Raw genomic sequence first — 23,149 nt, 5'->3', positions numbered from 1 at the left:
TTTCAGAGCGGGATCAGGAAAACTATGTGCGGTTTTCCGCCCGCGTCCCGATCACGTTCATGATTTCAGATCGACCTGACCTAAAATCATCGCGATCCAGCTCAGCGGACCGGCGGCGCGTAGATCAGGCCGCCGTCGTTCCAGAGCTTGTTCAGCCCGCGATCGATCTTGAGCGCACTCTCCCGGCCGAGGTGACGCTCGAAGACCTCGCCGTAGTTGCCGACCGCCGCCACCGTCCGATAGGCCCATTTCGGATCGAGCCCGAGCGCCTTGCCGGCTTCGTTGTCGATGCCGAGGAAGCGCTTTTGCGCGGTGTTTCCGGTTTCGAGGAGCGATGCGGCGTTTTCGCGGGTAATGCCCAGTTCCTCCGCCTCTATCATCGCGAAGAGCGTCCAGCGAACGACCTTGAACCACTGGTCGTCGCCCTGGCGGACGGCAGGACCGAGCGGCTCTTTCGAAATGACCTCCGGCAGGACGATGAAGCGGTCGGGATCGTTGAGCGTCAGCCGCTGCGAATAGAGCGCGGAGGCATCGGTCGAATAGACGTCGCAGCGGCCCGAGTTGAAGGCCTGGATCGTCTGGTCCGCCTTTTCGAAGGCGATCACCTGGTACTCGATCTTATTGGCGCTGAAATAGTCCGCCATGTTCTGTTCGGTCGTGGTGCCGGTCTCGGTGCAGACGGAGGCGCCCGAGAGTTCCTTTACGCTGTTCACGCCGATATCGCTGCGCACCATGAAGGCCTGGCCGTCGTAATAGGTCACGCCGACGAAGCTCATGCCGAGGTCCGCATCGCGCGAAAGCGTCCAGGTGGTCTGGCGTGACAGCAGGTCCACCTCACCGGACTGCAGCGCGGTGAAGCGCTCCTTGGTCGAAAGCGGCACATATTTCACCTTGTCCGCGCTGCCGAGGGTGGCGGCCGCGACCGCACGGCAGAAATCGATGTCGAAGCCGGACCACTCGCCCTTTTCGTCCGGAGCCGAGAAGCCGAGCACGCCCTGGCTCACGCCGCAACGCAGCTCGCCGCGCTCCTTGACGCCGTCGAGGGTCGCGGCCTGCGTAACGGTGCCGCCAAGAAGCGCCGCCGTAAAGAGTCCCAGAATTGCGGTTTTCATCGTCCGTTCTCCTCCTTTTTGAGACGCAACTATCGGGCTCCGGAACGCGCGTCGCGCGCCGGATTGGTCCGGTTGTTCGATGATGTCAGTAGTCCAGGGCGCGGCTTATCCGCTTCGCGCCAGCACGGCTTCGAAAGTCTCCTCGAGCACGGCGATCAGATAATCCGCGTCGCGCTTCGAAAAGATCATCGGCGGCCGCATCTTCAGGACATTGTCATGCGGACCCTCCGTGCCCATCAGCACCCCGCGTTGCCGGGCGCCGTTCGCGACGGCCCGGGCGATCTCCGTCGCCGGTGCCCTGGTCCCGCGGTCGCGGACAAGCTCGATGCCGAGGAACAGGCCGAGCCCGCGAACGTCGCCGATGACTTCGTGGCGCTCCTGCATGTCCCGGAAGGCGGCGAGAAGATAATTGCCGATATCGAGCGCATTGCGGCGCAGGTCCTCGCCTTCGATGACGTCGAGCACGGCGAGACCGACGGCGCAGGATACCGGGTTGCCGCCGAAGGTGTTGAAATATTCCATGCCATTGTCGAACGACGCGGCGATCTCACGGGTGGTGACGACCGCGGCGAGCGGATGACCGTCGCCGATCGGCTTGCCCATGGTGACGATATCAGGGACGACGCCTTGCGTTTCGAACGCCCACCAATGGCTGCCGACCCGGCCGAAGCCGACCTGCACCTCGTCGGCGATGCAGATGCCGCCGGCCTCCCGAACCAAACCGTAGATCTCCTTGAGATAGCCATCCGGCAGAAACACCTGGCCCGCGACACTCGGAATGGATTCGGCGAGAAAGAAGCCCGGCGCTTCGCCTCGGACACGCATCGCCGCGACAAGCTCGGCGACGCTTTGGGCGAAGCGCTTGCCGTGCTCCTCGACCGGCCAATCGGCCGGCGCGTGGTAACTGTCCGGGACAGGCGCCACGTGAACATGCGGCTTCTGGCCCTTTCCGCCCTTGCGGCGGAATTTGTATGCGCTGAGATCGATCAGCTCCTGCGTCGTGCCGTGATAGGCCCAGTCCAGCACGACGGCGTTTTCGCGGCCGGTGTGCGCGCGCATCAGGCGCAGGGCGAGGCTGTTGGCTTCGGAGCCGCTGTTGGCAAAGGCGGCGACGGCGAGCTCCTTCGGCATCGTCGCAGTCAGCCGCTCGGCATAGGCGACGATGTTGTCGTGCAGATAGCGCGTGTTGGTGTTGAGCGTCCCTGCTTGCCGGGCCAACGCCTCCACCACGGCCGGATGGGCGTGACCGATGTGGCAGACATTGTTGAAGCAGTCGAGATAGGCGCGGCCGCGATCGTCGATCAGCCAGACGCCTTCGCCGCGCACGAACTTGATCGGCTTCTCGTAGGAGATCGACAGGTTCGGCAGAAGCAGCTCTTTTCGCAGCCTGATGATGTCCCCGTGGGGACGGCCGGTCTGGTCGTAGAATTCCCGCGCAATGCCGGCAAATGTGCTCGCGTCGGGGAAAAGCTCCGCCCAGACGTCGAGATAGCGCTCCTCGCCGACACCGAGGATGTCCGTCGCCGGGAGGCTTGTGTCGGTGGATATCTGCAGGTGCAGATGCGGCGCCCAGCCGCCGTTCTCTTCCGGAGCGCCCATTTCGCCGACAAGTGCGCCGGCCTCCAGCCGGTCACCGGGTTTCAGCCGGCCGACGGCCTCGTGGGCAAGATGGCCCCAGAGCGTCAGGAAAGGCGGGCAACCGTCCGGTTCATGGCGCAGCGCGACAAGGCAACCGTATCCGAGCGGATCCTTCTCGATCTCGACGCTCGCGACGATGGCTGCAAGCGGCGTATGGACCTTGGTGCCAGCGGCCATGAAGAGGTCCAGGCCGAGATGGCGCGTGCGGCGTGTCTCTTCGATCAGGCGGGAGACGAACATCTCGCCCGAATAGACGGTGCGGGCTTCGCCCCAGGGGCCGATGCCGAGTTCGACGCCGGCCCTGCGGCAATGCTCCTCCCAGACCGACTGGGCTTCATGCGGCCGCGCGGCCGCCGAACTGACGGTCATCGGATGCGCCGGATCGCCATAGGGCACCAGAGCGGCGGGATAGGTCGCGGCCGGGCGATCGAGAAGCGGCGACAGGCTTTTGCGATTTTGCCCGATCCAGGCGGTGATGGCGCCTGCGCCCGCAACCGTCTCGAAACCGCAGGCGTGCCTCAAAATCGTGGTGGCCAGACGCGGATTCATCGCGTCGAGCTTTCGCAGGAGAGCCCAGGCCGGCCTTTCGCTGACGGCGAGATAGGGATTGTCGCCGGTATGCGCCCGGCGCGACGCCGAGATCGTCACCGAGGTGACCAACCGCATGGCTATGAGGTCGAAGAGGAGGTCGACTTCCTCCTCGAGGAGCGGGTATTCGCCATGATAACCATTGGCGATCGCAGACGCAGCGCCGATCGGATCGGGATGGTCGAGACCGGCATAGGCGGCCGCGATCGCCACTTCGGCGATGACGGGCGCGTAGAGGGCGTCGCCGAAATCGATGATGCCGGCAACGTGGTCGCGGTCGTCCTCGGCGATGAGGACGTTCCAGTCGTTTGCGTCATTATGGATGACGGCGGAGCGCAGCATCGGGAGCCGCGGGGCGACCCGCGTTTCGAACCGGTCGAGGAAGCGCTGGAGAAGAGCGCGATCCTGCGGATCGGCGACATGTCCGAGCCGCCCGGCGGAGCGCGCGGCATTGCGGATGTCCCAGTCGAGATCGCGAAGGGCGCCCGGATGCATGAAGCCCTTGAGCGAAGCGTCGAAGCGGCCGAGTGTGCGGCCGAGCGATCGAAGGGCCGCGTCGGTCCGATCGGATTGGGCGAGCGGTACGCCCTCGACCCAGCTGACCAGCCGCAACCGGTGAACGAGGCCGTGGCTGCTGCTCGTTGTCGCGAGACTTTCGCCGGACAAGGTCGGTTGCAGATGCGGTACCGGAAGGTCGTCCGCGTTCACGGCGAGATGCGTCAAAAGCGCCGTTTGGAAGTCGCTTTCGATTTCCGGCTCCGCGCCGTTGATGATCTTCAGAATGTAGCTGCGGCCCTCGCCGGTGTCGATCTTGAAGTTCTGGTCCCGCTCGCTGTCCAGCGGCGTAAGCGATCCATTCAAGCCGAAGTGCTGCACGAGGAGCGCTTGCGCTTCCTCGGTCGTGAAGTCCGGCGTCGTTTTCAGCATATCGTTCATGGCACCCTCGTTCCTGTAATGAGAGTTGCACGCCCATGCGACGTGTGCATCCGGCATTTCGCCGGTTGCACCGGCATTTTGTTTATAATAACCGTCCTCTTGCCGGCGCCGCTCGGCAACCGCTCCGCAACCCTCTCGCCCGCCGCAGGAGGCTGGAAATCGACGCGATAGACCGAACGATCCTGAGCATTCTGAGCCGCGAGGCGCGCATTCCCATGAAATCGCTTGCCGGGCGTATCGGGTTGTCGCGCAGCGCGACAGCCGAGCGCGTCGCGCGGCTCGAGAGGGCCGGCGTCATCCGCGGCTATCGCGCCGATATAGGCCAGTTGGAGGAAGGGCAGATCGGGGCCTTCCTGCTGGTGACGCTGAAGCGGACGCCCTCGCTCGGCGTACTTGACAGGCTCGCCGGCTTCTCCTCGGTCAGGCGCGTTTCTTCGGTCAGCGGCCAGCTCGATCTCGTCGTGGAGGTGGAGGTCGCTTCGATCAATGCGCTGAACGAACTGCGCAACGAGGTCGCGCAGCTCGACAATGTCGAGGATCTGACGACGTCGATCGTGCTGCGCCGCGACATCGAACGAAGCTGAGCAGCTACGCTCTTCCGGGCGGAAAACCGCACGCGTTTTCCCTCATGCCGCTCTAGCCCTCGCTCAGCATCTCCGCCTCGCCGATGGTGCGGCCGATGAGGCTGCGGCGGACGCGGCCGACATCGCGCATCGGGGGCTCGCCGAAGTGGCGGGCATATTCGCGGCTGAACTGGGACTGGCTCTCATAGCCGACCTTGTGGCCGGCATCGCCGGCGTCGCAATGCTCCTCCAGCATCAGGCGCCGTGCCTCCTGCAGGCGGAGCTGCTTCTGGTATTGCAGCGGGCTCATCGCCGTGATCGCCTTGAAATGATGATGGAGCGAGGAAACGCTCATGCTGACGCGGCTTGCAAGGTCGTCGATGCGCAAGGGCCGGGAATAGTGCTCCTTCAACCAGGCAACCGCCCGGCCGATCTGGTGCGGCTGGCTCTCCGTGGTGGCCATTTGGCGGAGTCTGGCGCCGTGCGGCCCGAGCAGCAGCCGGTACAGGAGCTCCTGCTCGATCAGGGGCAACAGCACCGCGATGTCATCCGGCCGGTGGAGGAGCCGCAGCAGCCGAAGTGCCGTGTCCTCCAGATCGGGCGTCAGTTTGCTGACCGCCATGCCGCGCGTCGAGCCCGGAGATTTCGCAGTCTCGGGGCCGATCGCGTCGAGGAGCGTCGGAAGTCGCGCGGTGTCGACCGGGAACGTCATGCTGAGATAGGGCTCCTGGGGCGAAGCGAGCGATATCTGAGAGAGAACCGGCAGGTCGATCGAGGTCAGGAGATAATCCGAGGCGCCATAGACGAGGGTTTCCTCGCCGAGCACGACACGTTTGGCCCCCTGGACGATGATCGCCAGACTTGGTTTGTAGGCGGCGCAATTCAGCTTCGCCGAAGCGGAATGCCGATGAACGCTGAGCCCGGGCACGATCGTCGGATGATCGCCGTCCTCTTCGGCGATCCGGGCAATGATGTCGATCATTTCCTGACGCGGCATGCGCTGTGTTGCTGTCATATTCAATGGTCTTTCCAATGCCTTAGTTCCGTTCGAAGACGGGAAGCAGATAGGTGGCCGGCGCCATCCCGCCACTTGGTATCGGTGATTCTCGCAGGATCGTGCAAAAGTTTTGCAGGATCGCACTAACGCAATGGCCTTGTGAGACAGCATAGTCCGCCCTGCCGCCTGCGGTCCATAGAGCGACGGGCGCGCCACTCCCAGACATGAAGGACAGACCCATGGCCATTGCAAGAGGATATGCGGCGACGGACGCATCGAAACCGCTCGCCCCCTTCACATTCGAACGCCGCGAGCCGCGCGAGGACGATGTGGTGATCGACATCAAATATTGCGGCGTCTGCCACTCCGATATCCACCAGGCCCGCAACGAATGGGGCAATTCGACCTTCCCAATGGTGCCGGGCCATGAAATTGTCGGCATCGTCAGGGCGATCGGATCCAAAGTCACCCGATTCAAGATCGGCGACCGGGTGGGTGTCGGCTGCTTCGTCGATTCCTGTACGACCTGCGCCAAGCGCGACCTTGACATCGAGCAATACCTGCCGGGCTTGGTGGTGACCTATAACGGCGTGGAGGCCGACGGGAAGACCCCGACCCAGGGCGGCTATTCCGACCACATCGTCGTCAAGGAAGGCTATGTGCTCTCCATTCCGGAGAACCTGCCGCTCGATGCGGCCGCGCCGCTGCTTTGCGCCGGCATCACGCTCTATTCTCCGCTGCGTCACTGGAAGGCCGGTCCCGGCAAGAAGGTGGCGATCGTCGGCATGGGCGGTCTCGGCCACATGGGCGTGAAGCTCGCCCATGCGATGGGCGCGGAGGTCACGGTGCTCAGCCAGACGCTTTCAAAGCAGGAGGACGGTCTTAAGCTCGGCGCGGATCACTACTACGCAACCAAGGATCCGGAGACCTTCACAAAGCTCGCCGGCAGCTTCGACCTGATCATCTGCACGGTGGCGGCCGAGATCGACTGGAACGCCTATCTCAACCTCCTGAAGGTGGACGGCGATCTGGTGCTGGTCGGCATTCCGGAGAACCCGGTGCCGGTACATGCCTTCTCGCTCGTGCCGGCGCGGCGCAGCATTTCCGGCTCCATGATCGGCTCGATCAAGGAGACGCAGGAAATGCTCGATTTCTGCGGCGAGCACGGCATCGTTTCGGAGATCGAGACGATCCGCATGGAGCAGATCAACGAGGCCTATGAGCGGGTGGTGAGAAGCGACGTGCGCTACCGCTTCGTGATCGACATGGAGTCGCTCAAGGCCTGAGCCCGTATCACGAGGATCTCAGGTCGGGTCGACCTGAGATCATGAACGTGATCGATTCTGATAAGTCGATACTCGGGATGCGGGCGGGAAACCCACACACTTCCTTATCCCCTCCAGCGGGCCGTTGCCGCGGGTCAAAGCAGTGGCAGCGGCCCGTCGTTCTTGATCTCCTCCATCACCGCATAGGTCCGGGTCTCCTTGACGCCCGGGAGCGTCCAAAGCACCTGGCCGAGAAAATTTCGGTAGGCGGTCATGTCTTCGAAGCGGGTCTTGACGAGATAGTCGAAGCCGCCGGCCACCATGTGGCATTCGAGCACCGCGGGCGCCTGCTTGATAGCGGCCGCGAACTGGTCGAAGACCTCCGGCGTCGTCTTGTCGAGCATCACTTCGATGAAGACCAGGAGCCCGAAGCCGAGCTTGTGCGGGTCGAGGCGCGCGCCGAAGCCGGAGACATAGCCTTCCTTCAGAAGCCGCCTCAGTCGCTCACTGGTCGCGGTCGGGGAAAGCCCGATCCGGTCCGCCAGTTCCAGATTGGTAATCCGCCCGTCCGCCTGCAGGATATTGAGGATTCTCCTGTCCGTCTTGTCGATCTGGTGCATGGCCGCCTCCCGCTTTGCATGCCTCAGGCGGCAAGCCGTGCTTCGGCGAGCTTCACCCAATAGGAAATTCCGTGCGGGATGACCTCGTCGTTGAAGTCATAGGCCGGATGGTGCAGCCCCGCCGTATCGCCATTGCCGATGAAGATGAAGGCGCCCGGCCGCGCGAGCAGCATATAGGAAAAGTCCTCCCCGCCCATCATCGGGTCGAGCGCTGCATCGACGTTGCCTTCCCCCGCGACGGTGGCGGCGACGGCAAGCGCATGGCCGGCCTCGGCGGCGTGGTTTACGGTCACGGGATAGTTGCGGCCGTACCAGACGTCGACCGTGCCGCCATAGGCTCCGGCGATGTTCTCGGCGATCTGGCGGATCCGGGCTTCGCCGGTGTCGCGCACTTCCGGCGCCAGCGCGCGGACCGTGCCGGCGAGTACGGCCTGCTCGGGGATGACGTTGTGCGCGAAGCCTGCATTGAACTTGGTGACGGAGACGACGATGGAGGCAAGCGGATCGACGGTGCGCGAGGCGATCGTCTGCAGCGCGTTGACGATCTGGGCGCCAATGGCGATCGGGTCGATCGTCTTGTGCGGCTGAGCGGCGTGGCCGCCGCGGCCCTTGACGGTGATGGTGAACTCGTCGGTGGAGGCCATGATCGGGCCGACGCGGCCGCCGAAGTGGCCGACCGGCATTCCCGGCATGTTGTGCATGCCGTAGACTTCCTCGATAGCGAAGCGCTCCATCATGCCGTCCTTCACCATCTCGTTGCCGCCGCCGCCGCCTTCCTCGGCCGGCTGGAAGATCACTGCGACATTGCCGGCAAAGTTACGTGTTTCGGCGAGGTATTTTGCCGCGCCGAGCAGCATGGCCGTATGGCCGTCATGGCCGCAGGCATGCATCTTGCCGGGGGTCGTCGAGGACCAGGCCCTGCCGCTTGCTTCGGTGATCGGCAGGGCGTCCATGTCGGCTCTGAGCCCAACGGTGCGGCCCGGGCCGCGACTGCCGCGGATGAGGCCGACGACCCCGGTCCGGCCGAGGCCGGTCACGATTTCGTCAACGCCGAATTCCCTCAGTTTTCTTTCGACGAAGGCGGCCGTATTTTCCACCGCGAACAGGAGCTCCGGGTTCTGGTGCAGGTAGCGCCGCCATTCGGTCACTTCGTTCTTGAGGTCGGCGGCACGGTTTAGAATCGGCATTGTTCGTTCCTGTCGGTCTGTTTGTTCACTGTCGTTCGGCGCTTGGGGCCCGGCTGCTGCGTCGGACTGAAGTTTCGCCGCTGGAGTGTCCGGCGGTGGATTGACGCGGCAGCCGAATGAATGGGCTTTGCCATTTCCTTGCCATATAGGCTAAATAGCGGGACGATACGAGGCAACTCCGGAATTTCGAGGTTTGGATTGTGGCGATAGCACGATTCTCGTCAGGCGACAGACTGAGCAGGATGGGCATGCTCGCGGGGACTTGCGCAGTCTTCTTGGCTGCGGTGCTGCCTGCGTCGGCCAATCCGCGACTGGTGATCGACGTCGATACGCTCAAGATCTACGAGCATCAGGACATCTTCCAGAGATGGTATCCGGCATCGCTCACCAAGCTCATGACGGCCTATACGACGTTCCGTGCCATCAAGGAGGGACGACTGACGCTGGAAAGCCCGGTCGTCATGTCCAAGAATGCCGCTTCGGAGCCGCCGAGCAAGATGTTCTACAAGCCCGGCCAGAAGATGACGCTCGACAGCGCGTTGAAGATGATGCTGGTAAAGTCGGCAAACGACGTCGCCGTCGCGATCGCTGAGACGGTCGGCGGATCCGAGGAGGCCTTTATCGAGAAGATGAACGCCGAGGCACGTCGCATCGGCATGACCTCGTCGCGCTTCATCAACCCCAACGGCCTGCCCGGCCAGGGGCAATATACGACCGCCCGGGACCTTGCGGTCCTTGCGGTCACGCTGAAGCGCGAGTTTCCGCAATATGCATCCTATTTCGCGCTGGAAGGCTTCACCACCGGCAAGAAGGACTATCCCAATTACAACATGCTGATCGGCCGCTTCGATGGCGCGGACGGCATGAAGACGGGATTCATCTGCGCCTCGGGCTTCAATCAGGTCTCCTCGGCGAGCCGCGGCGGCCGCCGGGTGGTGTCGGTCGTGCTCGGTGAAGACAGTCTTGCAGCGCGCGCCGACGAGTCGGCCCGGCTCCTGCAGATGGCACTTACCACGGTGAGCACGGGCAAGCCGTCGCTTGCGGAGATCGTGCCTTATGGCGAAACACGCGAGGCGGTTGCCGATATCAGCAAGGAGATCTGCTCGAAGCAGGCGGCGAAGGTGCGCAGCGAGGGCCGCGACGAGGCCGGCCGGCAGAAACTGCTCTCGCCCTATATCCATGAGATCGACCGCCCGCTGAAACTTGCCTTCGCCGGACTCATTCCGGGCAGCAACGACAAGACTGCAAAGGCGGACAGCGATGCCACGGCGCAGGGCGACGCGGTCGAGATCGCCAATGTGCCGATCCCGGTTCCGCGCCCGAGCTTCTGAACGGAGTCTCTCATGAACGGTCCAACGCCGGTGGTGCCGGTCTCGATCCTTACCGGCTTTCTCGGCGCGGGCAAGACGACCCTCCTGAACCGGGTGCTCAAGGATCCGGCGCTTGCCGACACGGCGGTCATCATCAACGAGTTCGGCGATGTCTCAATCGACCACCTCCTGGTCGAGGCGTCGAGCGACGGCGTCATCGAGCTTTCCGACGGCTGCCTCTGCTGCACCGTGCGCGGCGAGCTCGTCGACACGCTCGCCGATCTCATGGACCGGATGCAGACCGGCCGCATCAAGCCGCTGAAGCGCGTGGTCATCGAAACCACCGGCCTTGCCGATCCGGCACCGGTGCTTCAATCCGTCCTCGGCAATCCCGTGCTTGCCCAGAATTTTCGGCTGGACGGCGTCGTCACCGTCGTCGATGCGATCAATGGCGAGCAGACGATCGCCAATCATGTGGAAGCCATGAAGCAGGTCGCGGTGGCCGACCGGCTGGTGATCAGCAAGACCGGGCTCGCGAAAGGCGACGGGATCGGCAGGCTCGAGGCGCGGCTCAGGGATCTCAACCCGCGCGCGCCGATCGTCGACGGCGACACGGAGGAGGCGGCCCGGGCGGATCTCTTCGCCTGCGGTCTTTACGACGCCTCGACCAAGCTCGCCGATGTCGGCCGCTGGCTTCAGGACGAGGCCCATGCGGACCACGATCACGACGATCACCATCATGAAGATGATGACGGTCACCACCACCATCACCATCACCACCATCACGACGTCAATCGTCATGGCTCCGACATCCGCTCATTCAGCATCGTGCATGACCGGCCGATCGAACCGATGGCGCTGGAGATGTTCATCGACCTCCTGCGTTCGGCCCATGGAGAAAAGCTCCTGCGCATGAAGGCGATCGTTTCCGTCTCCGACAATCCGCAGCGGCCGGTGGTGCTGCACGGCGTGCAGTCGGTCTTCCACGCGCCGGAACGGCTTGCCGCCTGGCCGGATCCGGCCGATCGCCGCACGCGAATGGTGCTGATCACCAAAGGCCTGGAGGAAGCATTCGTGCGTGACCTCTTCGACGCCTTTACCGGCAAGCCGCGGGTCGACCGACCGGATGCGCAGGCGCTCGCGGGCAACCCCCTTGCGGTGCCGGGGATGAAGTTCTGACGGCTCCGGCCGGGCTTTCTTCGAAGCGCCTCCCCGCTTCGCCGCGGTGCCCGGCAGGCTCCACCAGCGGCAACACCTCGCGCACGAAAGGACGAGGAGACAAGTGGAGCTGGGTTTTTGACACTACGCGGCTCAGTTCCGCACGGAAACCGTTGCGCACACCTTTCCTGGGAGTGCTTTAACTTGGTTGGCTGCACCGCTTGCGAATGACGAAACGATGTCCGCCTGCGATCGGCTCAGCCTGCTCCAGCCAGTGCCCGTCCTCGTTGCAGAAATGCGGAATGTCGATCACGGCCAGCGGGTCGGTCGTTTCGATCTCGATGAGAGCGCCGGGCGCCAGATTTTCCATTCGCTTGCGCGTCTTCAAAACGGGAAGGGGGCATTTCAGCCCCCTCAGATCGTAGCGCAGCCTCGTCTCCTCGGGCATCAATTGCCCCAGAGTTTCCAGAACGGGCGCTTCTTCGGCTGCTCGGCAGGCCGCTGTTCGGGTGTCTGCTCTTGGGCATTCCCGGCGGGAGCGGCGGCCACCTGAGCGCTGTCTTGCGGCGGCGGTGCTGCCTGTTGCCCGCTGGCGGCGGCTTGCGGCTGGCTTTGTGCGGGTTGTTGAGCGGCCGGCTGGTCTGCGCCCTGCTGCGCGGCAGCCTCGGCGGCGGCCGCGGCTGGCGCGGCCGCCGGCTCGCTGCGGGAGAACAGGCCCCAGAGCGACTTCCTCGCGGGCTCGGCTTGCACCGCTGCCTGCTCCACGGGGCGCTCGAGCGGGTTGGCCTGCGGCACCGGCAGGCCCTTGCCTTCGCGGGCTGCCCTTTCCAGCGCTTCCTTCTGGATCAAGGTTGCCTGCTTGGCTTCCTCGGCCTCTTTCTGTTCGGCAAGCTTCTTCTCGAGATCGCTTACCTTGAGCAGCTTGCCCGCATCGAGCGAGGTGCCGGTCGGCGCATAGGCAAGCTCGCGGCCCTTGCGCTGATCGGCGACGACTGCCTTGCGCTCGGCCTCGGTCGGCTCATACCAGACCATGCCGTCGAATTTCTTCAATGCCTTCTCGTAGTCGCGCCGATAGTCCTTGTCGTAGCTCGCCATCGCCATCTGCAGCGCCGGCGGCGTCGTCATGGCAGGGCACTGGCCGGCCGCATTGAACTGCCCCTCGGCCTGCTGATTGAAGACGTATTTCCTCTCGCAGACATTCACTGCCGGCGGGCGCTTGGTCACTTCGAACTGGTCGTAGCCGGCCTTAAGCATCTTCCAGAATTCGATGTTCGGATTGTCGCGGTGGCGCGCCATGTTTTCCGCCGTCATGCGGAAGGGGAAGGCTTGAAGCTGCACACTTTCCTGGCCGCCCTTGAACGCGTCGCGGGCGAGCGCGAAGATCTCGATGATCTGCTCGTTCGTCATCGAATAGCAGCCCGCCGAAGAGCAGGCACCGTGGATCATCAGATGCGTGCCGGTGCGGCCGTTGGCTTTGTCATAGGTGTTCGGATAGCCCGTATTGATGGCCAGGTAATAGCTCGAATTCGGGTTCATCTGGTGCGGATAGAGCGGATAGAATCCTTCCGGCGCCTGCCGGTCTCCCTCCTTCACCTTGGGCCCGAGCTTGCCCGACCAGGCGCAGATCTTGTAGCTCTTCAGAAGCTGGAACCGGTTCGCGGTGTTCGCCTTCCAGACTTCGAGCGTCCCTTCTTCCTTGAAGATGCGCAACAGGATCGGGGACGTCTTCTGCATCCCCAGCTCGCGCATCTTTGTGACCATCTTGCCGGAAAGCTGGTACTCGGTCTTGTTCTTGACGGATGACAGGTTGACGGAATCGAGCGTCTCGTTGGTGCAGCCCGCAAGAGCGGCAGCGACAGCGGCGATGAGGACAAGGTTCCTGAAACGCATCGGCAAAAGCCCGTTCTAGCCACATTCTATCCGTGCACGTCCGTCCAAAAGGGACAGGCGTCAACGAATCAGTACGTCATTATTCTTCACGAATTCTTAACCGTGCAGGCGCCCCCTGCGAATGGCCATCTCTCATGACCTCATGAATATGGCCAAGATTTGGCCACAGTCCGATTTCCGGTTGCCGACCGCCAGGAATAATCGCAATGGTTCGGATCGGCGCGGGGCAGGGCCGTATCAGAGGTTACGTCCGATATTCAGATATTTCTGCCGCCGATCGGTCCGCAACTCGTCGCCATTGCGTGCGGAAAGCTCCTTGAGAGCGTCGCCGATCACCGTCTCCGTGCGGCTGATGACTGCGTCCGGATCGCGGTGAGCTCCGCCGATGGGCTCCGGGATTATTCCGTCGATGACGCCGAGCGACTTCAGGTCTTCCGCAGTGATCTTCATGTTGCTCGCGGCCTCCTTGGCGCGGGCTGAGTCGCGCCAGAGGATCGAGGCCGCGCCTTCCGGTGAGATCACGCTGTAGATCGCGTGCTCCAGCATGTAGACGCGGTTGCCGGTGGCAATCGCGATCGCTCCGCCCGAGCCGCCTTCGCCGATCACCACAGTGACGATCGGCACCTTGACGTTGAGGCACATTTCGGTCGAGCGGGCGATCGCCTCGGCCTGGCCCCGCTCCTCCGCGTTGACGCCCGGATACGCACCTGCGGTATCGACCAGCGTAATCAGCGGCAGGCCGAAGCGGTCGGCCATCTCCATTACGCGTGTCGCCTTGCGGTAACCCTCGGGGCGGGGGCTCCCGAAATTGTGCTTGATGCGCGACTTGGTGTCGTTGCCCTTCTCCTGGCCGATGACGGCGACAGGCGCACCGTGAAAGCGGGCGAGCCCCGCCTGGATCGCGTCGTCATTGGCGAAATTCCGGTCGCCGGCAAGCGGCGTGAACTCGGTGAAGAGGCGCGAGGCATAGTCCAGGAAATGCGGACGCGAGGGGTGGCGAGCGACCTGAGTCTTCTGCCAGGGAGACAATTTGGAATAGATCTCGGCCATCGCATCGCGGACGCGCCCTTCCAATCGGGCGATCTCGTCTGATGTGTTCACGCTCTCGTCTTCGCTGGCGAGCTTCTTCAGTTCGAGAATCTTGCCTTCGAGATCAGAGATGGGTTTTTCGAAGTCGAGATAATTGTGCATCAGACGCGTTTCCGATCCTTTTCCGACAAGGGCCGCCCTGCCAAGCCAATCCGTCCGGCGGACCTAATCCTGTTTTTTCGCCTGTTTGGCAAGGGGGTGATGGTTCTGCACGAGGTCGTGAAGCCGTTCTTCCAGCACATGCGTATAGATTTGTGTCGTGGAAATGTCCGAATGGCCGAGCAGTTCCTGCACGGCGCGAAGATCGGCACCGTTGGCGAGCAGATGGCTGGCGAAGGCATGGCGCAGCACGTGCGGCGAAATCGCCGCCACCCGGATGCCTGCCCGCGCGGCGAGGCTTTTCAGGTCGCGCGCGAAGACCTGCCGCGGAAGATGGCCGGTCTTGCCATAGGAGGGGAACAGCCAGGGGCTGTCCGCGCCGTCGGCCGCTTGTTGCAGTGCTTCGCCATATGCCCGCATGGCCCGGATCGCCGCCTGCGACAGCGGTATGAGCCTCTCCTTGTTACCCTTGCCGCGAATTATGAGAAACCGCCCGTTCTGCGCAAGCACGCTTGCCGGCAGCGACACGAGCTCGCTGACGCGCATGCCTGTCGCATAAAGGAGCTCGATCAGGGCGTGCATGCGCAGCTTCGCCATCGCGTCGCCGTTGCCGGACTTCGCCTCCGCTTCCGCCTGGCCGATCAGCCTGGTGACGTCTTCGATGCTGAGCGTCTTCGGCAGTGTGCGGGCTTTCTTCGGCGCATCGAGGATCCCGGTCGGGTCATCCGTGCGAAGCCCCTCCGCATAAAGGAACTTGTAGAACTGCCTGAGGGCCGAGAGCCGCCGCGCCTGCGACGACGATTTGAAGCCTTGGCCGGCGAGGTGGGAGAGATAGCTCCTCAGATCGTCGGCGGAAGCGTCGGTGAGCCCCGTGCCGCGGGAGCGCAGGAAGGCAAGCGCATCCTCCAGATCGCGCTCATAGGATTGCAGCGTGTTCGCCGCCGCCCCGCGCTCGGCGCTCATCATTTCCAGGAAGGCTTCGAGATAGGCTCCGGACATATCCGTCATTGCGGCTTGTTGACCCGTTCCGACGGAATACGCACCGTCACGTCCCGCTCCACCGGGTTGACGAAGGCGACGAGCGCTACCATCGTGCCATAGACCATGCCGGCCGCGACGGCGCAGATGAACAGGAAGCGGAAGAGGGTTGGCATTTCAGTCTCCTCTGCATGGCGCCGGAAACGAACGCTACGGCGTCGGATCATGCAGTCTGTTCGAAGCGTCACCATGATCGCTGCAGTCGAGGGGCGTTTCGCTGGCGCGGATGCGTGATCTATATGAACGGGCACGCACTGAAGTTCAAGAAGCCGGCGCGACACCAAGCGGCGGCTTGACGCTCCCCCCCGATTTGTCGATACCGGAGGGGAACGGGGAATTTGAAGCGCAATGAACGATGTGACCGAAACGGTTTCCGCGACGCTGGCCGAAAGGGCGAAGCGCACTCTCGGTAAGCGCAATCTCGTTTTCATCGGCCTGATGGGGGCGGGTAAATCGGCAATCGGTCGGCTGACGGCCCAAGCGCTCGGCGTTCCTTTCGTCGATTCCGACCACGAGATCGAGCGGGTCTCGCGCATGACGATCGGCGATCTCTTCGCGACCTATGGCGAGGAAGAGTTCCGGGCCCTGGAGGCCCGCGTGCTGAAGCGCCTGCTCAGATCCGGTCCGCGGGTGGTGTCGACCGGCGGCGGCGCCTATATCAACGAGCGCTCGCGGCGGCATATCAAGAAAGGCGGCGTGACCGTCTGGCTCAATGCCGAGCTCGATGTGCTATGGGAGCGCGTGAACAAGCGCGACACCCGGCCGCTGCTGAAAACCGAGAATCCGAAGCAGACGCTCGAGAACCTGATGCGTGCGCGCTATCCGATCTATGCCGAGGCGGACCTGACCGTCCTGTCGCGCGATGTAAAAAAGGAAGCGATGGTCGAGGAGGTTCTCGCCGCCATCGCTGATCATAAGAAAGCCTGAAGCCATGACCAGCCATGTGATGCCAACCGCCGAGCGCAAGGTCCGCGTCGATCTCGCAGAGCGTTCCTACGATATTCTCATAGGTCCTGGTCTGATCGCTGCGGCGGGCAGGGAGATCGGCTCCCGGCTGAAGGGGCGGAAGATGGCTGTGATCACCGACGAGAACGTCGCTCCGTGCTATCTCGAACCGCTGATGGCCAGCCTGAAGGAAAGCGGCATCGAAGCCGTCTCTCTGATCCTTCCGGCCGGCGAGAAGACCAAGAGCTTCGATCAGCTCATTCCGGTTTGCGATGCGATCCTCGGCGCCAGAATCGAGCGTAACGACGCGGTGATCGCGCTCGGCGGCGGCGTCATCGGCGATCTCACCGGCTTTGCCGCAGGCATCGTCCGCCGCGGCTCGCGTTTCATCCAGATCCCGACATCGCTGCTGGCGCAGGTCGATTCTTCCGTTGGCGGCAAGACCGGGATCAATTCGCCGCACGGCAAGAACCTGATCGGCGTCTTCCACCAGCCGGATCTCGTTCTCGCCGATACTGCCGCGCTCGACACGCTGAGCCCGCGCGAATTCCGCGCAGGTTATGCCGAGGTCGCAAAATATGGCCTGATCGACAGGCCGGAGTTCTTCGAATGGCTCGAGAAAAACTGGCAGGCGGTGTTTGCCGGCGGACCCGCACGGATCGAGGCGATCGCCGTCAGCTGCCAGGCAAAGGCTGACGTCGTGGCCGCGGACGAGCGCGAAAACGGCCTTCGTGCGCTCCTCAATCTCGGCCATACCTTCGGTCATGCGCTGGAGGCGGCCACCGATTACGACAGCAGGCGCCTTGTGCACGGGGAGGGCGTTGCGATCGGCATGGTTCTGGCGCATGAGTTTTCGGCCCGGATGAATCTTGCGAGCCCTGACGACGCTCGGCGCGTGGAGGCCCATTTGAAGACCGTCGGCCTGCCGACGCGCATGGCCGATATTCCGGGTACATTGCCGCCGGCCGATCGGCTGATGGAGGCGATCGCCCAGGACAAGAAGGTGAAGGGAGGCAAGCTCACCTTCATTCTTACGAGGGGCGTCGGCCAATCCTTCGTGGCGGACGACGTTCCCTCCTCGGAGGTGTTGAGCTTTCTCAAGGAAAAGCACCCGCGATGACCGATGTGCTCCTGAGCTTTCTGGCGGAATACTGGCTGTCGCTGCTTTCCGTTATCTGCCTTCTCGTTATTTCTGCTTTCTTCTCGGGCTCGGAGACGGCGCTGACCGCCGCCTCGCGCTCGCGTATGCATACGCTCGAGAGCAACGGGGAGGCGCGGGCCGGCATCGTCAACCGCCTTATCGAGCGGCGCGACCGTCTGATCGGGACGCTGCTGATCGGCAACAACCTCGTCAACATTCTCGCCTCGTCGCTGACGACGAGCCTCCTGATCGGCATCTTCGGCGATTCCGGCGTGGCGATCGCCACCTTCGCCATGACGGTGCTGCTCGTCATCTTCTCAGAGGTCCTGCCGAAGAGCTGGGCCATCGCGTCGCCGGACCGGTTTGCGCTGGCGGTCGCACCCGTGGTCCGCCCTTTCGTTGTCGTGGTCGGTCCGGTATCCTCCCTCGTCAACGCAATCGTGCGGCGCATCCTGCACCTCTTCGGTGTCAATCTTTCCTCCGATTTGCCGATGCTCTCGGCGCATGAGGAACTGCGCGGTGCGGTCAACCTGCTCCACCGGGAAGGATCGGTCATCAAGGCGGACCGCGACCGGCTCGGCGGCGTGCTCGATCTCGGCGAACTCGAAGTTTCCGATGTCATGATCCACCGTACCGCCATGCGGGCGATCAATGCGGACGATCCGCCGGAGGTCTGCGTGCGCGAGATTCTCGAAAGCCCGTTCACGCGCCTGCCGCTGTGGCGCGGCTCGGCCGACAACATCATCGGCGTCGTCCATTCCAAGGATCTGCTCAGGGCGCTTGCCGAGCCGAATGTCGAGCCCGAGACGCTCGATATCGTCAAGATCGCACAGAAGCCCTGGTTCGTTCCGGACTCGACCAATCTCAAGGATCAGCTCAATGCCTTCCTGCGCCGCAAGCTGCATCTTGCGATCGTCGTCGACGAATACGGGCAGGTGCAGGGTCTCGTCACGCTGGAGGATATTCTCGAAGAGATCGTCGGCGATATCGCCGATGAGCACGACATCGATATCCAGGGCGTGCGCCAGGAGGCCGACGGTTCTATCGTCGTCGACGGTTCCGTACCGATCCGCGACCTCAACCGGGCGCTCGACTGGTCCTTGCCGGACGAGGAGGCGACGACAGTTGCCGGCCTCGTGATCCATGAGTCGAAGAGCATTCCGGAGGAACGGCAGGCCTTCACGTTCTATGGCAAGCGTTTCACCGTGATGAAGCGGGTTAAAAACCGGATCACCAAGCTGCGCATCCGCGCGGCGGAGGACGAGGGGCAGGCGGGCTAGAAGCATTCCCTCTGCCCGTCCCGCAACCTCACCAGCGCGTCGCTTCCCCCGGCGCAGCCGGCTCCACCGCCAACGCGTGGAGACCGGCATCGAGCTCCGGCTTCAAGAGGTCGTTGATCGCGCGGTGACGCGCCACACGGCTCATACCGGTAAAGGCGCTCGAAACGATGCGGATGCGCATATGCGTTTCGCCGCCGCCGTCGAATCCCGGCTGGTGACCGGCATGCTGATGACTCTCATTGATCACCATCAGTCGCTCGGGATGAAAGGCTTCCAGGAGCTTCTCTTCGATACGGCGCTGCAGCGACATATTTTCAGTCCCATTTGCTGTTTTGCTGCAGGGGATGGAGCGGGCGGCGGCCTCTCCCGTGCGATGCAAAATGCCCGCACAAAGCCAGCAACATTCAGCTTTGTCAATTCTTGTTGTGGTCCTCTGCAGACCCCATAATGTGCGTCATGAAGCTCGATTCAAAATATTTCGACCGCATTCGAACGCGCCCCCGGGGTCAAGCGCGCGTGGAACCGTCCGCGCCGGTATGCCAGTGGGACGGCTGCGACAAGACTGCAGTCCATCGCGCACCCGTCGGGCGCAATGCCGAGGGCGAGTATTTCATGTTCTGTTTCGAGCATGTGAAGGAATACAACAAGGGCTACAATTATTTCTCCGGCCTCTCCGACACGGAGATCGCACGCTATCAGAAGGAAGCGGTAACCGGCCACCGTCCGACCTGGACGGTGGGCGTCAACAAGAACGCCCGCAACGGTCCGACGCAGTCGCAGATGCGCTCCGGCACCGCTGGTGCACAGGCGCGCATGCGCGATCCCTTCGGTTTTTTTAACGAGTCACGCGCCCGCCAGGCACGGCACGAACCGCGCCTGCGCAAGCTGAAGACGCTCGAGGCCAAGGCTTTCGAGACGCTGGGGCTTGCGGGCTCGGCGACGTCCGCCGACATCAAGGCGGCCTACAAGGAGCTCGTGAAGAAGCACCATCCCGATGCAAATGGCGGAGACAGGGGGTCGGAAGACCGCTTTCGGGCGGTTATTCAAGCCTACCAATTGTTAAAACAGGCTGGTTTCTGCTAACAACGCGGATTATGACAGAAGCACTATTTGCAGGCGAATGCGCGGGTGCCGTCCGGCGGCCGCTCTGGAGTTATGATGAGCAAGATTGACCTCGACATTTCCAACCTCCCCGACACGACGGTCTCTGTCCGGGAGGCTTTCGGCATCGACACGGATCTGCGCGTTCCGGCCTATTCGAAGGGCGATGCCTATGTGCCCGAAATCGATCCGGACTATCTCTTCGATCGTGAGACGACGCTCGCCATTCTCGCCGGCTTCGCCCATAACCGCCGCGTGATGGTCTCGGGCTATCACGGCACCGGCAAGTCGACCCATATCGAGCAGGTCGCGGCGCGTCTCAACTGGCCCTGCGTGCGCGTCAATCTCGACAGTCATGTCAGCCGTATCGATCTCGTCGGCAAGGATGCGATCGTTGTCAAGGACGGGCTTCAGGTGACCGAATTCAAGGACGGCATCCTGCCCTGGGCCTACCAGCACAACGTCGCGCTCGTCTTCGACGAATACGATGCCGGCCGTCCCGACGTCATGTTCGTGATCCAGCGCGTGCTCGAATCCTCCGGCCGCCTGACCCTGCTCGACCAGAGCCGCGTCATCCGCCCGCATCCGGCCTTCCGGCTGTTTGCAACCGCAAACACCGTCGGCCTCGGCGATACGACCGGCCTCTATCACGGTACGCAGCAGATCAACCAGGCCCAGATGGACCGCTGGTCCATTGTGACGGCGCTCAACTACCTGCCGCATGACAAGGAAGTCGATATCGTTTCCGCCAAGGTCAAGGGCTTCGTCGCCGACAAGGGCCGCGAGACGGTCTCGAAGATGGTGCGCGTCGCCGACCTGACGCGTGCCGCCTTTATCAATGGCGACCTTTCGACCGTCATGAGCCCGCGAACGGTGATCACCTGGGCCGAGAACGCCTATATCTTCGGCGACATCGCTTTCGCGTTCCGCGTGACGTTCCTCAACAAGTGCGACGAGCTGGAGCGGGCGCTGGTGGCCGAGCACTATCAGCGTGCTTTCGGCGTCGAGCTCAAGGAAAGCGCTGCCAACATCGTGCTGGAAGCGACCGCCTGAACCCCGCAGCGCCGACCTCGACGAGAAGCCGGCCTGCGATTTTGAAGCGGGAGGTTCCCATCCTGCTTCAATCCTATTGCATGTTTCCTTTGATCGTATCCGGTGAAAGGACAGAAACATGCAGCGGATCAAAGTGCTACGGCGGTTTCTGCGCGTCTCGTCAAGACGCGCGGCGCTGCAGTTGAAATCGATGTGCGCGGATAACGGCCGATCCGGTTAAAGAAGGAATTGTCGTGAGTTCGAATTCCAAGGCGAAACCGACTACGAGGGAAAGCGCCGCCGAACCGTTCAAGCGGGCGCTTTCCGGCTGCATCCGGTCGATCGCCGGCGATGCGGAGCTGGAGGTCGCTTTCGCGAATGAGCGGCCCGGAATGACGGCCGAGCGAATTCGGCTGCCGGAACTCTCCAAGCGCCCGACCCGTCAGGAGCTGGCAGTAGCCCGCGGTCTCGGCGATTCCATGGCGTTGCGCAAAGCCTGCCACGATGCCCGGGTCCATGCGACGATGTCGCCGCAAGGAGCGGACGCCCGGGCGATCTTCGATGCCGTCGAGCAGGCGCGCGTCGAGGCGATCGGCGCGCTCAGAATGCCGGGCGTGGCGGACAATCTCTCCTCCATGCTCGAGGAAAAATACGCCAAGGCGAATTTCGCTGCCATCGACGCTCAATCGGACGCGCCGCTCGAAGAGGCCGTGGCCCTGCTCGTGCGCGAGAAGCTGACGGGGGAGAAGCCGCCGGAATCGGCCGGTCAGGTTCTCGACCTCTGGCGGGATTTCATCGAGCAGAAGGCCGGGCCCGACATGCGCAATCTGGCCGGTACGATCAACGACCAGCAGGCTTTCGCCCGTGTCGTGCGCGACATGCTGTCTTCGATGGACGTCGCCGAGAAATACGGCGAGGAGGATAACGAGCCGGACGAGCAGGAGAGCCAGACCGACGAGGATCAGCCGCGCAGCCAGGAGCAGGACGAAAACGCCAGCGACGAGGAGGAGGGCTCCGACGCCGCACCCGCCGACGAAAACCAGTCTGCCGAGGAGCAGATGGAAGAAGGCGAAATGGACGGCGCGGAAATTTCCGACGACGATCTCCAGGACGAGGGCGACGAGGATAGCGAAACACCGGGCGAAGTGAAGCGACCGAACCATCCCTTCGCCGACTTCAACGAAAAGGTCGACTACCTGGTCTATACCCGGGAGTTCGACGAAACCGTCGCTTCCGAGGAGCTTTGCGACGAAGCGGAGCTCGACCGGCTGCGCGCCTTTCTCGACAAGCAGCTCGCACATCTCCAGGGGGCCGTCGGGCGCCTTGCCAACCGTCTGCAGCGCCGCTTGATGGCACAGCAGAACCGGTCCTGGGAGTTCGATCTCGAAGAAGGTTATCTCGATACCGCCCGCCTGCAGCGCATCATCATCGATCCGATGCAGCCGCTCTCCTTCAAGCGGGAGAAGGACACGAATTTCCGCGACACGGTCGTCACGCTCCTGATCGACAATTCCGGTTCTATGCGCGGCCGTCCGATCACCGTTGCGGCCACATGCGCCGACATTCTTGCGCGCACACTCGAGCGCTGCGGCGTGAAGGTCGAAATCCTGGGCTTCACGACAAAGGCTTGGAAGGGCGGGCAGTCGCGCGAGAAATGGCTCGCCGGCGGCAAGCCCCAGTCGCCGGGGCGTCTCAACGATCTGCGGCATATCGTCTACAAGTCCGCCGATGCGCCGTGGCGTCGGGCGCGCCGCAATCTCGGTCTGATGATGCGCGAGGGACTGCTCAAGGAGAACATCGACGGCGAGGCGCTGATGTGGGCGCATGACCGGCTCCTGGCGCGCTCTGAGCAGCGGCGCATCCTGATGATGATCTCGGACGGTGCGCCGGTGGACGATTCCACTCTGTCGGTGAACCCCGGAAATTACCTCGAGCGGCACCTGCGCGCCGTTATCGAGCAGATCGAGATGCGCTCGCCGGTCGAACTGCTTGCGATCGGCATCGGGCATGACGTCACGCGCTATTATCGCCGCGCCGTGACGATCGTCGATGCGGACGAACTGGCGGGGGCGATGACGGAGCAGCTTGCGGCGCTCTTCGAAGACGAGAGTGTGCGCCGCCGCCCGGGCGGGGCGCGGCGCGCCGGTTAACCGGGCGGGC

20 protein-coding genes and 1 pseudogene are annotated in these 23,149 nt (G+C 63.2%); 10 read left to right on the top strand and 11 right to left on the bottom strand.

The features are described 5' to 3' along the window. Positions 1 to 101: 101 nt before the first annotated feature. Together SINAR_RS0123730 and SINAR_RS0123725 are read right to left on the bottom strand one after the other, a co-directional pair. Positions 102 to 1,112, bottom strand: a complete 1,011-nt coding sequence (locus tag SINAR_RS0123730; RefSeq protein WP_028001393.1) for an amino acid ABC transporter substrate-binding protein — start codon at positions 1,110 to 1,112, stop codon at positions 102 to 104. A gap of 105 nt (positions 1,113 to 1,217) precedes the next feature. Next, a complete protein-coding gene (locus SINAR_RS0123725; protein ID WP_028001392.1) occupies positions 1,218 to 4,274 on the bottom strand; it encodes an aminotransferase class III-fold pyridoxal phosphate-dependent enzyme in 3,057 nt (1,018 codons plus the stop codon). Between the two features lie 42 nt (positions 4,275 to 4,316). Between SINAR_RS0123725 and SINAR_RS0123720 the strand changes: the two are divergent. After that, positions 4,317 to 4,858, top strand: a pseudogene (locus tag SINAR_RS0123720) (Lrp/AsnC family transcriptional regulator). Positions 4,859 to 4,910: 52 nt separating this feature from the next. Here the strand turns inward: SINAR_RS0123720 and SINAR_RS0123715 are convergent. Then, positions 4,911 to 5,852 (bottom strand): AraC family transcriptional regulator, encoded by a 942-nt coding sequence (locus tag SINAR_RS0123715; RefSeq protein WP_028001390.1) that lies wholly within the window; start codon positions 5,850 to 5,852, stop codon positions 4,911 to 4,913. 221 nt (positions 5,853 to 6,073) lie between these two features. Between SINAR_RS0123715 and SINAR_RS0123710 the strand changes: the two genes are divergently transcribed. Beyond that, complete coding sequence (locus tag SINAR_RS0123710) at positions 6,074 to 7,120, top strand: NAD(P)-dependent alcohol dehydrogenase (protein WP_028001389.1); 1,047 nt, start codon at positions 6,074 to 6,076, stop codon at positions 7,118 to 7,120. 134 nt (positions 7,121 to 7,254) lie between these two features. Here the strand turns inward: SINAR_RS0123710 and SINAR_RS0123705 are convergent, their stop codons facing one another. Further along, entirely contained in the window at positions 7,255 to 7,719 is a 465-nt protein-coding gene (locus tag SINAR_RS0123705) for an Lrp/AsnC ligand binding domain-containing protein (protein ID WP_028001388.1), read from the bottom strand. Between the two features lie 23 nt (positions 7,720 to 7,742). Continuing rightward, positions 7,743 to 8,906, bottom strand: coding sequence for a M20 aminoacylase family protein (locus SINAR_RS0123700; RefSeq protein WP_028001387.1), 1,164 nt, complete (start codon positions 8,904 to 8,906; stop codon positions 7,743 to 7,745). A gap of 248 nt (positions 8,907 to 9,154) precedes the next feature. Here SINAR_RS0123700 and SINAR_RS0123695 point away from each other — a divergent pair, with 248 nt between their 5' ends. Together SINAR_RS0123695 and SINAR_RS0123690 are read left to right on the top strand one after the other, a co-directional pair. After that, positions 9,155 to 10,237 (top strand): D-alanyl-D-alanine carboxypeptidase family protein, encoded by a 1,083-nt coding sequence (locus SINAR_RS0123695; protein ID WP_028001386.1) that lies wholly within the window; start codon positions 9,155 to 9,157, stop codon positions 10,235 to 10,237. A 12-nt stretch (positions 10,238 to 10,249) separates the two neighbouring features. Further along, positions 10,250 to 11,395 carry a CobW family GTP-binding protein gene (locus tag SINAR_RS0123690; protein ID WP_028001385.1) on the top strand — a complete coding sequence of 382 codons (1,146 nt, stop codon included), beginning with the start codon at positions 10,250 to 10,252 and terminating at the stop codon, positions 11,393 to 11,395. Between the two features lie 178 nt (positions 11,396 to 11,573). On the opposite strand, the gene SINAR_RS0123685 is transcribed toward SINAR_RS0123690, so the two are convergent. The 5 genes from SINAR_RS0123685 to SINAR_RS1000000135730 form a co-directional block, all read right to left on the bottom strand. Beyond that, a complete protein-coding gene (locus tag SINAR_RS0123685; protein ID WP_028001384.1) occupies positions 11,574 to 11,822 on the bottom strand; it encodes a sulfurtransferase TusA family protein in 249 nt (82 codons plus the stop codon). Continuing rightward, positions 11,822 to 13,264 (bottom strand): L,D-transpeptidase family protein, encoded by a 1,443-nt coding sequence (locus SINAR_RS0123680; protein WP_028001383.1) that lies wholly within the window; start codon positions 13,262 to 13,264, stop codon positions 11,822 to 11,824. Before SINAR_RS0123680 ends, SINAR_RS0123685 begins: the two co-directional genes overlap by 1 nt. A gap of 237 nt (positions 13,265 to 13,501) precedes the next feature. Continuing rightward, positions 13,502 to 14,455, bottom strand: a complete 954-nt coding sequence (locus SINAR_RS0123675; protein ID WP_028001382.1) for an acetyl-CoA carboxylase carboxyltransferase subunit alpha — start codon at positions 14,453 to 14,455, stop codon at positions 13,502 to 13,504. Positions 14,456 to 14,518: 63 nt separating this feature from the next. Then, on the bottom strand, positions 14,519 to 15,460 hold the full coding sequence (xerD, locus tag SINAR_RS0123670) for a site-specific tyrosine recombinase XerD (protein ID WP_028001381.1): 942 nt from the start codon (positions 15,458 to 15,460) through the stop codon (positions 14,519 to 14,521). Next, the gene (locus tag SINAR_RS1000000135730; RefSeq protein ID WP_028001380.1) at positions 15,457 to 15,606 is read right to left on the bottom strand and encodes a hypothetical protein; all 150 of its coding nucleotides are present in this window, start codon (positions 15,604 to 15,606) and stop codon (positions 15,457 to 15,459) included. Before SINAR_RS1000000135730 ends, xerD begins: the two co-directional genes overlap by 4 nt. A gap of 232 nt (positions 15,607 to 15,838) precedes the next feature. On the opposite strand from SINAR_RS1000000135730, the gene SINAR_RS0123660 reads away from it, so the two are divergent. The 3 genes from SINAR_RS0123660 to SINAR_RS0123650 are packed head-to-tail and all read left to right on the top strand — an operon-like array spanning position 15,839 to position 18,856. Next, positions 15,839 to 16,417 carry a shikimate kinase gene (locus SINAR_RS0123660; RefSeq protein WP_028001379.1) on the top strand — a complete coding sequence of 193 codons (579 nt, stop codon included), beginning with the start codon at positions 15,839 to 15,841 and terminating at the stop codon, positions 16,415 to 16,417. A gap of 4 nt (positions 16,418 to 16,421) precedes the next feature. Next, positions 16,422 to 17,555 carry a 3-dehydroquinate synthase gene (aroB, locus tag SINAR_RS0123655; RefSeq protein ID WP_028001378.1) on the top strand — a complete coding sequence of 378 codons (1,134 nt, stop codon included), beginning with the start codon at positions 16,422 to 16,424 and terminating at the stop codon, positions 17,553 to 17,555. Further along, a complete protein-coding gene (locus SINAR_RS0123650) occupies positions 17,552 to 18,856 on the top strand; it encodes an HlyC/CorC family transporter (protein ID WP_028001377.1) in 1,305 nt (434 codons plus the stop codon). The genes aroB and SINAR_RS0123650 overlap by 4 nt, the downstream gene beginning before the upstream one ends. 28 nt (positions 18,857 to 18,884) lie before the next feature. On the opposite strand, the gene SINAR_RS0123645 is transcribed toward SINAR_RS0123650, so the two are convergent. After that, positions 18,885 to 19,166 carry a BolA family protein gene (locus tag SINAR_RS0123645; protein WP_028001376.1) on the bottom strand — a complete coding sequence of 94 codons (282 nt, stop codon included), beginning with the start codon at positions 19,164 to 19,166 and terminating at the stop codon, positions 18,885 to 18,887. A gap of 137 nt (positions 19,167 to 19,303) precedes the next feature. On the opposite strand from SINAR_RS0123645, the gene SINAR_RS0123640 reads away from it, so the two are divergent. The 3 genes from SINAR_RS0123640 (at position 19,304) to cobT (ending at position 23,139) form a co-directional block, all read left to right on the top strand. Further along, on the top strand, positions 19,304 to 19,939 hold the full coding sequence (locus SINAR_RS0123640) for a J domain-containing protein (RefSeq protein ID WP_028001375.1): 636 nt from the start codon (positions 19,304 to 19,306) through the stop codon (positions 19,937 to 19,939). 75 nt (positions 19,940 to 20,014) lie between these two features. Beyond that, on the top strand, positions 20,015 to 21,010 hold the full coding sequence (gene cobS / locus SINAR_RS0123635; RefSeq protein WP_003527456.1) for a cobaltochelatase subunit CobS: 996 nt from the start codon (positions 20,015 to 20,017) through the stop codon (positions 21,008 to 21,010). A 233-nt stretch (positions 21,011 to 21,243) separates the two neighbouring features. Beyond that, positions 21,244 to 23,139, top strand: coding sequence for a cobaltochelatase subunit CobT (gene cobT / locus SINAR_RS0123630; protein WP_028001374.1), 1,896 nt, complete (start codon positions 21,244 to 21,246; stop codon positions 23,137 to 23,139). Positions 23,140 to 23,149: the final 10 nt, after the last annotated feature.

The organism is Sinorhizobium arboris LMG 14919 (assembly GCF_000427465.1).
GTDB lineage: Bacteria > Pseudomonadota > Alphaproteobacteria > Rhizobiales > Rhizobiaceae > Sinorhizobium > Sinorhizobium arboris.
This window is presented reverse-complemented; position numbering and strand designations above follow the sequence as displayed.

Excerpts from the sequence above, each read along its gene's own strand:
- SINAR_RS0123730 (WP_028001393.1), bottom strand. The coding sequence starts at position 1,112 with ATGAAAACCGCAATTCTGGGACTCTTTACGGCGGCGCTTCTTGGCGGC.
- SINAR_RS0123725 (WP_028001392.1), bottom strand. The coding sequence starts at position 4,274 with ATGAACGATATGCTGAAAACGACGCCGGACTTCACGACCGAGGAAGCG.
- SINAR_RS0123715 (WP_028001390.1), bottom strand. The coding sequence starts at position 5,852 with ATGACAGCAACACAGCGCATGCCGCGTCAGGAAATGATCGACATCATT.
- SINAR_RS0123710 (WP_028001389.1), top strand. The coding sequence starts at position 6,074 with ATGGCCATTGCAAGAGGATATGCGGCGACGGACGCATCGAAACCGCTC.
- SINAR_RS0123705 (WP_028001388.1), bottom strand. The coding sequence starts at position 7,719 with ATGCACCAGATCGACAAGACGGACAGGAGAATCCTCAATATCCTGCAG.
- SINAR_RS0123700 (WP_028001387.1), bottom strand. The coding sequence starts at position 8,906 with ATGCCGATTCTAAACCGTGCCGCCGACCTCAAGAACGAAGTGACCGAA.
- SINAR_RS0123695 (WP_028001386.1), top strand. The coding sequence starts at position 9,155 with ATGCTCGCGGGGACTTGCGCAGTCTTCTTGGCTGCGGTGCTGCCTGCG.
- SINAR_RS0123690 (WP_028001385.1), top strand. The coding sequence starts at position 10,250 with ATGAACGGTCCAACGCCGGTGGTGCCGGTCTCGATCCTTACCGGCTTT.
- SINAR_RS0123685 (WP_028001384.1), bottom strand. The coding sequence starts at position 11,822 with ATGCCCGAGGAGACGAGGCTGCGCTACGATCTGAGGGGGCTGAAATGC.
- SINAR_RS0123680 (WP_028001383.1), bottom strand. The coding sequence starts at position 13,264 with ATGCGTTTCAGGAACCTTGTCCTCATCGCCGCTGTCGCTGCCGCTCTT.
- SINAR_RS0123675 (WP_028001382.1), bottom strand. The coding sequence starts at position 14,455 with ATGCACAATTATCTCGACTTCGAAAAACCCATCTCTGATCTCGAAGGC.
- xerD (WP_028001381.1), bottom strand. The coding sequence starts at position 15,460 with ATGACGGATATGTCCGGAGCCTATCTCGAAGCCTTCCTGGAAATGATG.
- SINAR_RS1000000135730 (WP_028001380.1), bottom strand. The coding sequence starts at position 15,606 with ATGCCAACCCTCTTCCGCTTCCTGTTCATCTGCGCCGTCGCGGCCGGC.
- SINAR_RS0123660 (WP_028001379.1), top strand. The coding sequence starts at position 15,839 with ATGAACGATGTGACCGAAACGGTTTCCGCGACGCTGGCCGAAAGGGCG.
- aroB (WP_028001378.1), top strand. The coding sequence starts at position 16,422 with ATGACCAGCCATGTGATGCCAACCGCCGAGCGCAAGGTCCGCGTCGAT.
- SINAR_RS0123650 (WP_028001377.1), top strand. The coding sequence starts at position 17,552 with ATGACCGATGTGCTCCTGAGCTTTCTGGCGGAATACTGGCTGTCGCTG.
- SINAR_RS0123645 (WP_028001376.1), bottom strand. The coding sequence starts at position 19,166 with ATGTCGCTGCAGCGCCGTATCGAAGAGAAGCTCCTGGAAGCCTTTCAT.
- SINAR_RS0123640 (WP_028001375.1), top strand. The coding sequence starts at position 19,304 with ATGTGCGTCATGAAGCTCGATTCAAAATATTTCGACCGCATTCGAACG.
- cobS (WP_003527456.1), top strand. The coding sequence starts at position 20,015 with ATGAGCAAGATTGACCTCGACATTTCCAACCTCCCCGACACGACGGTC.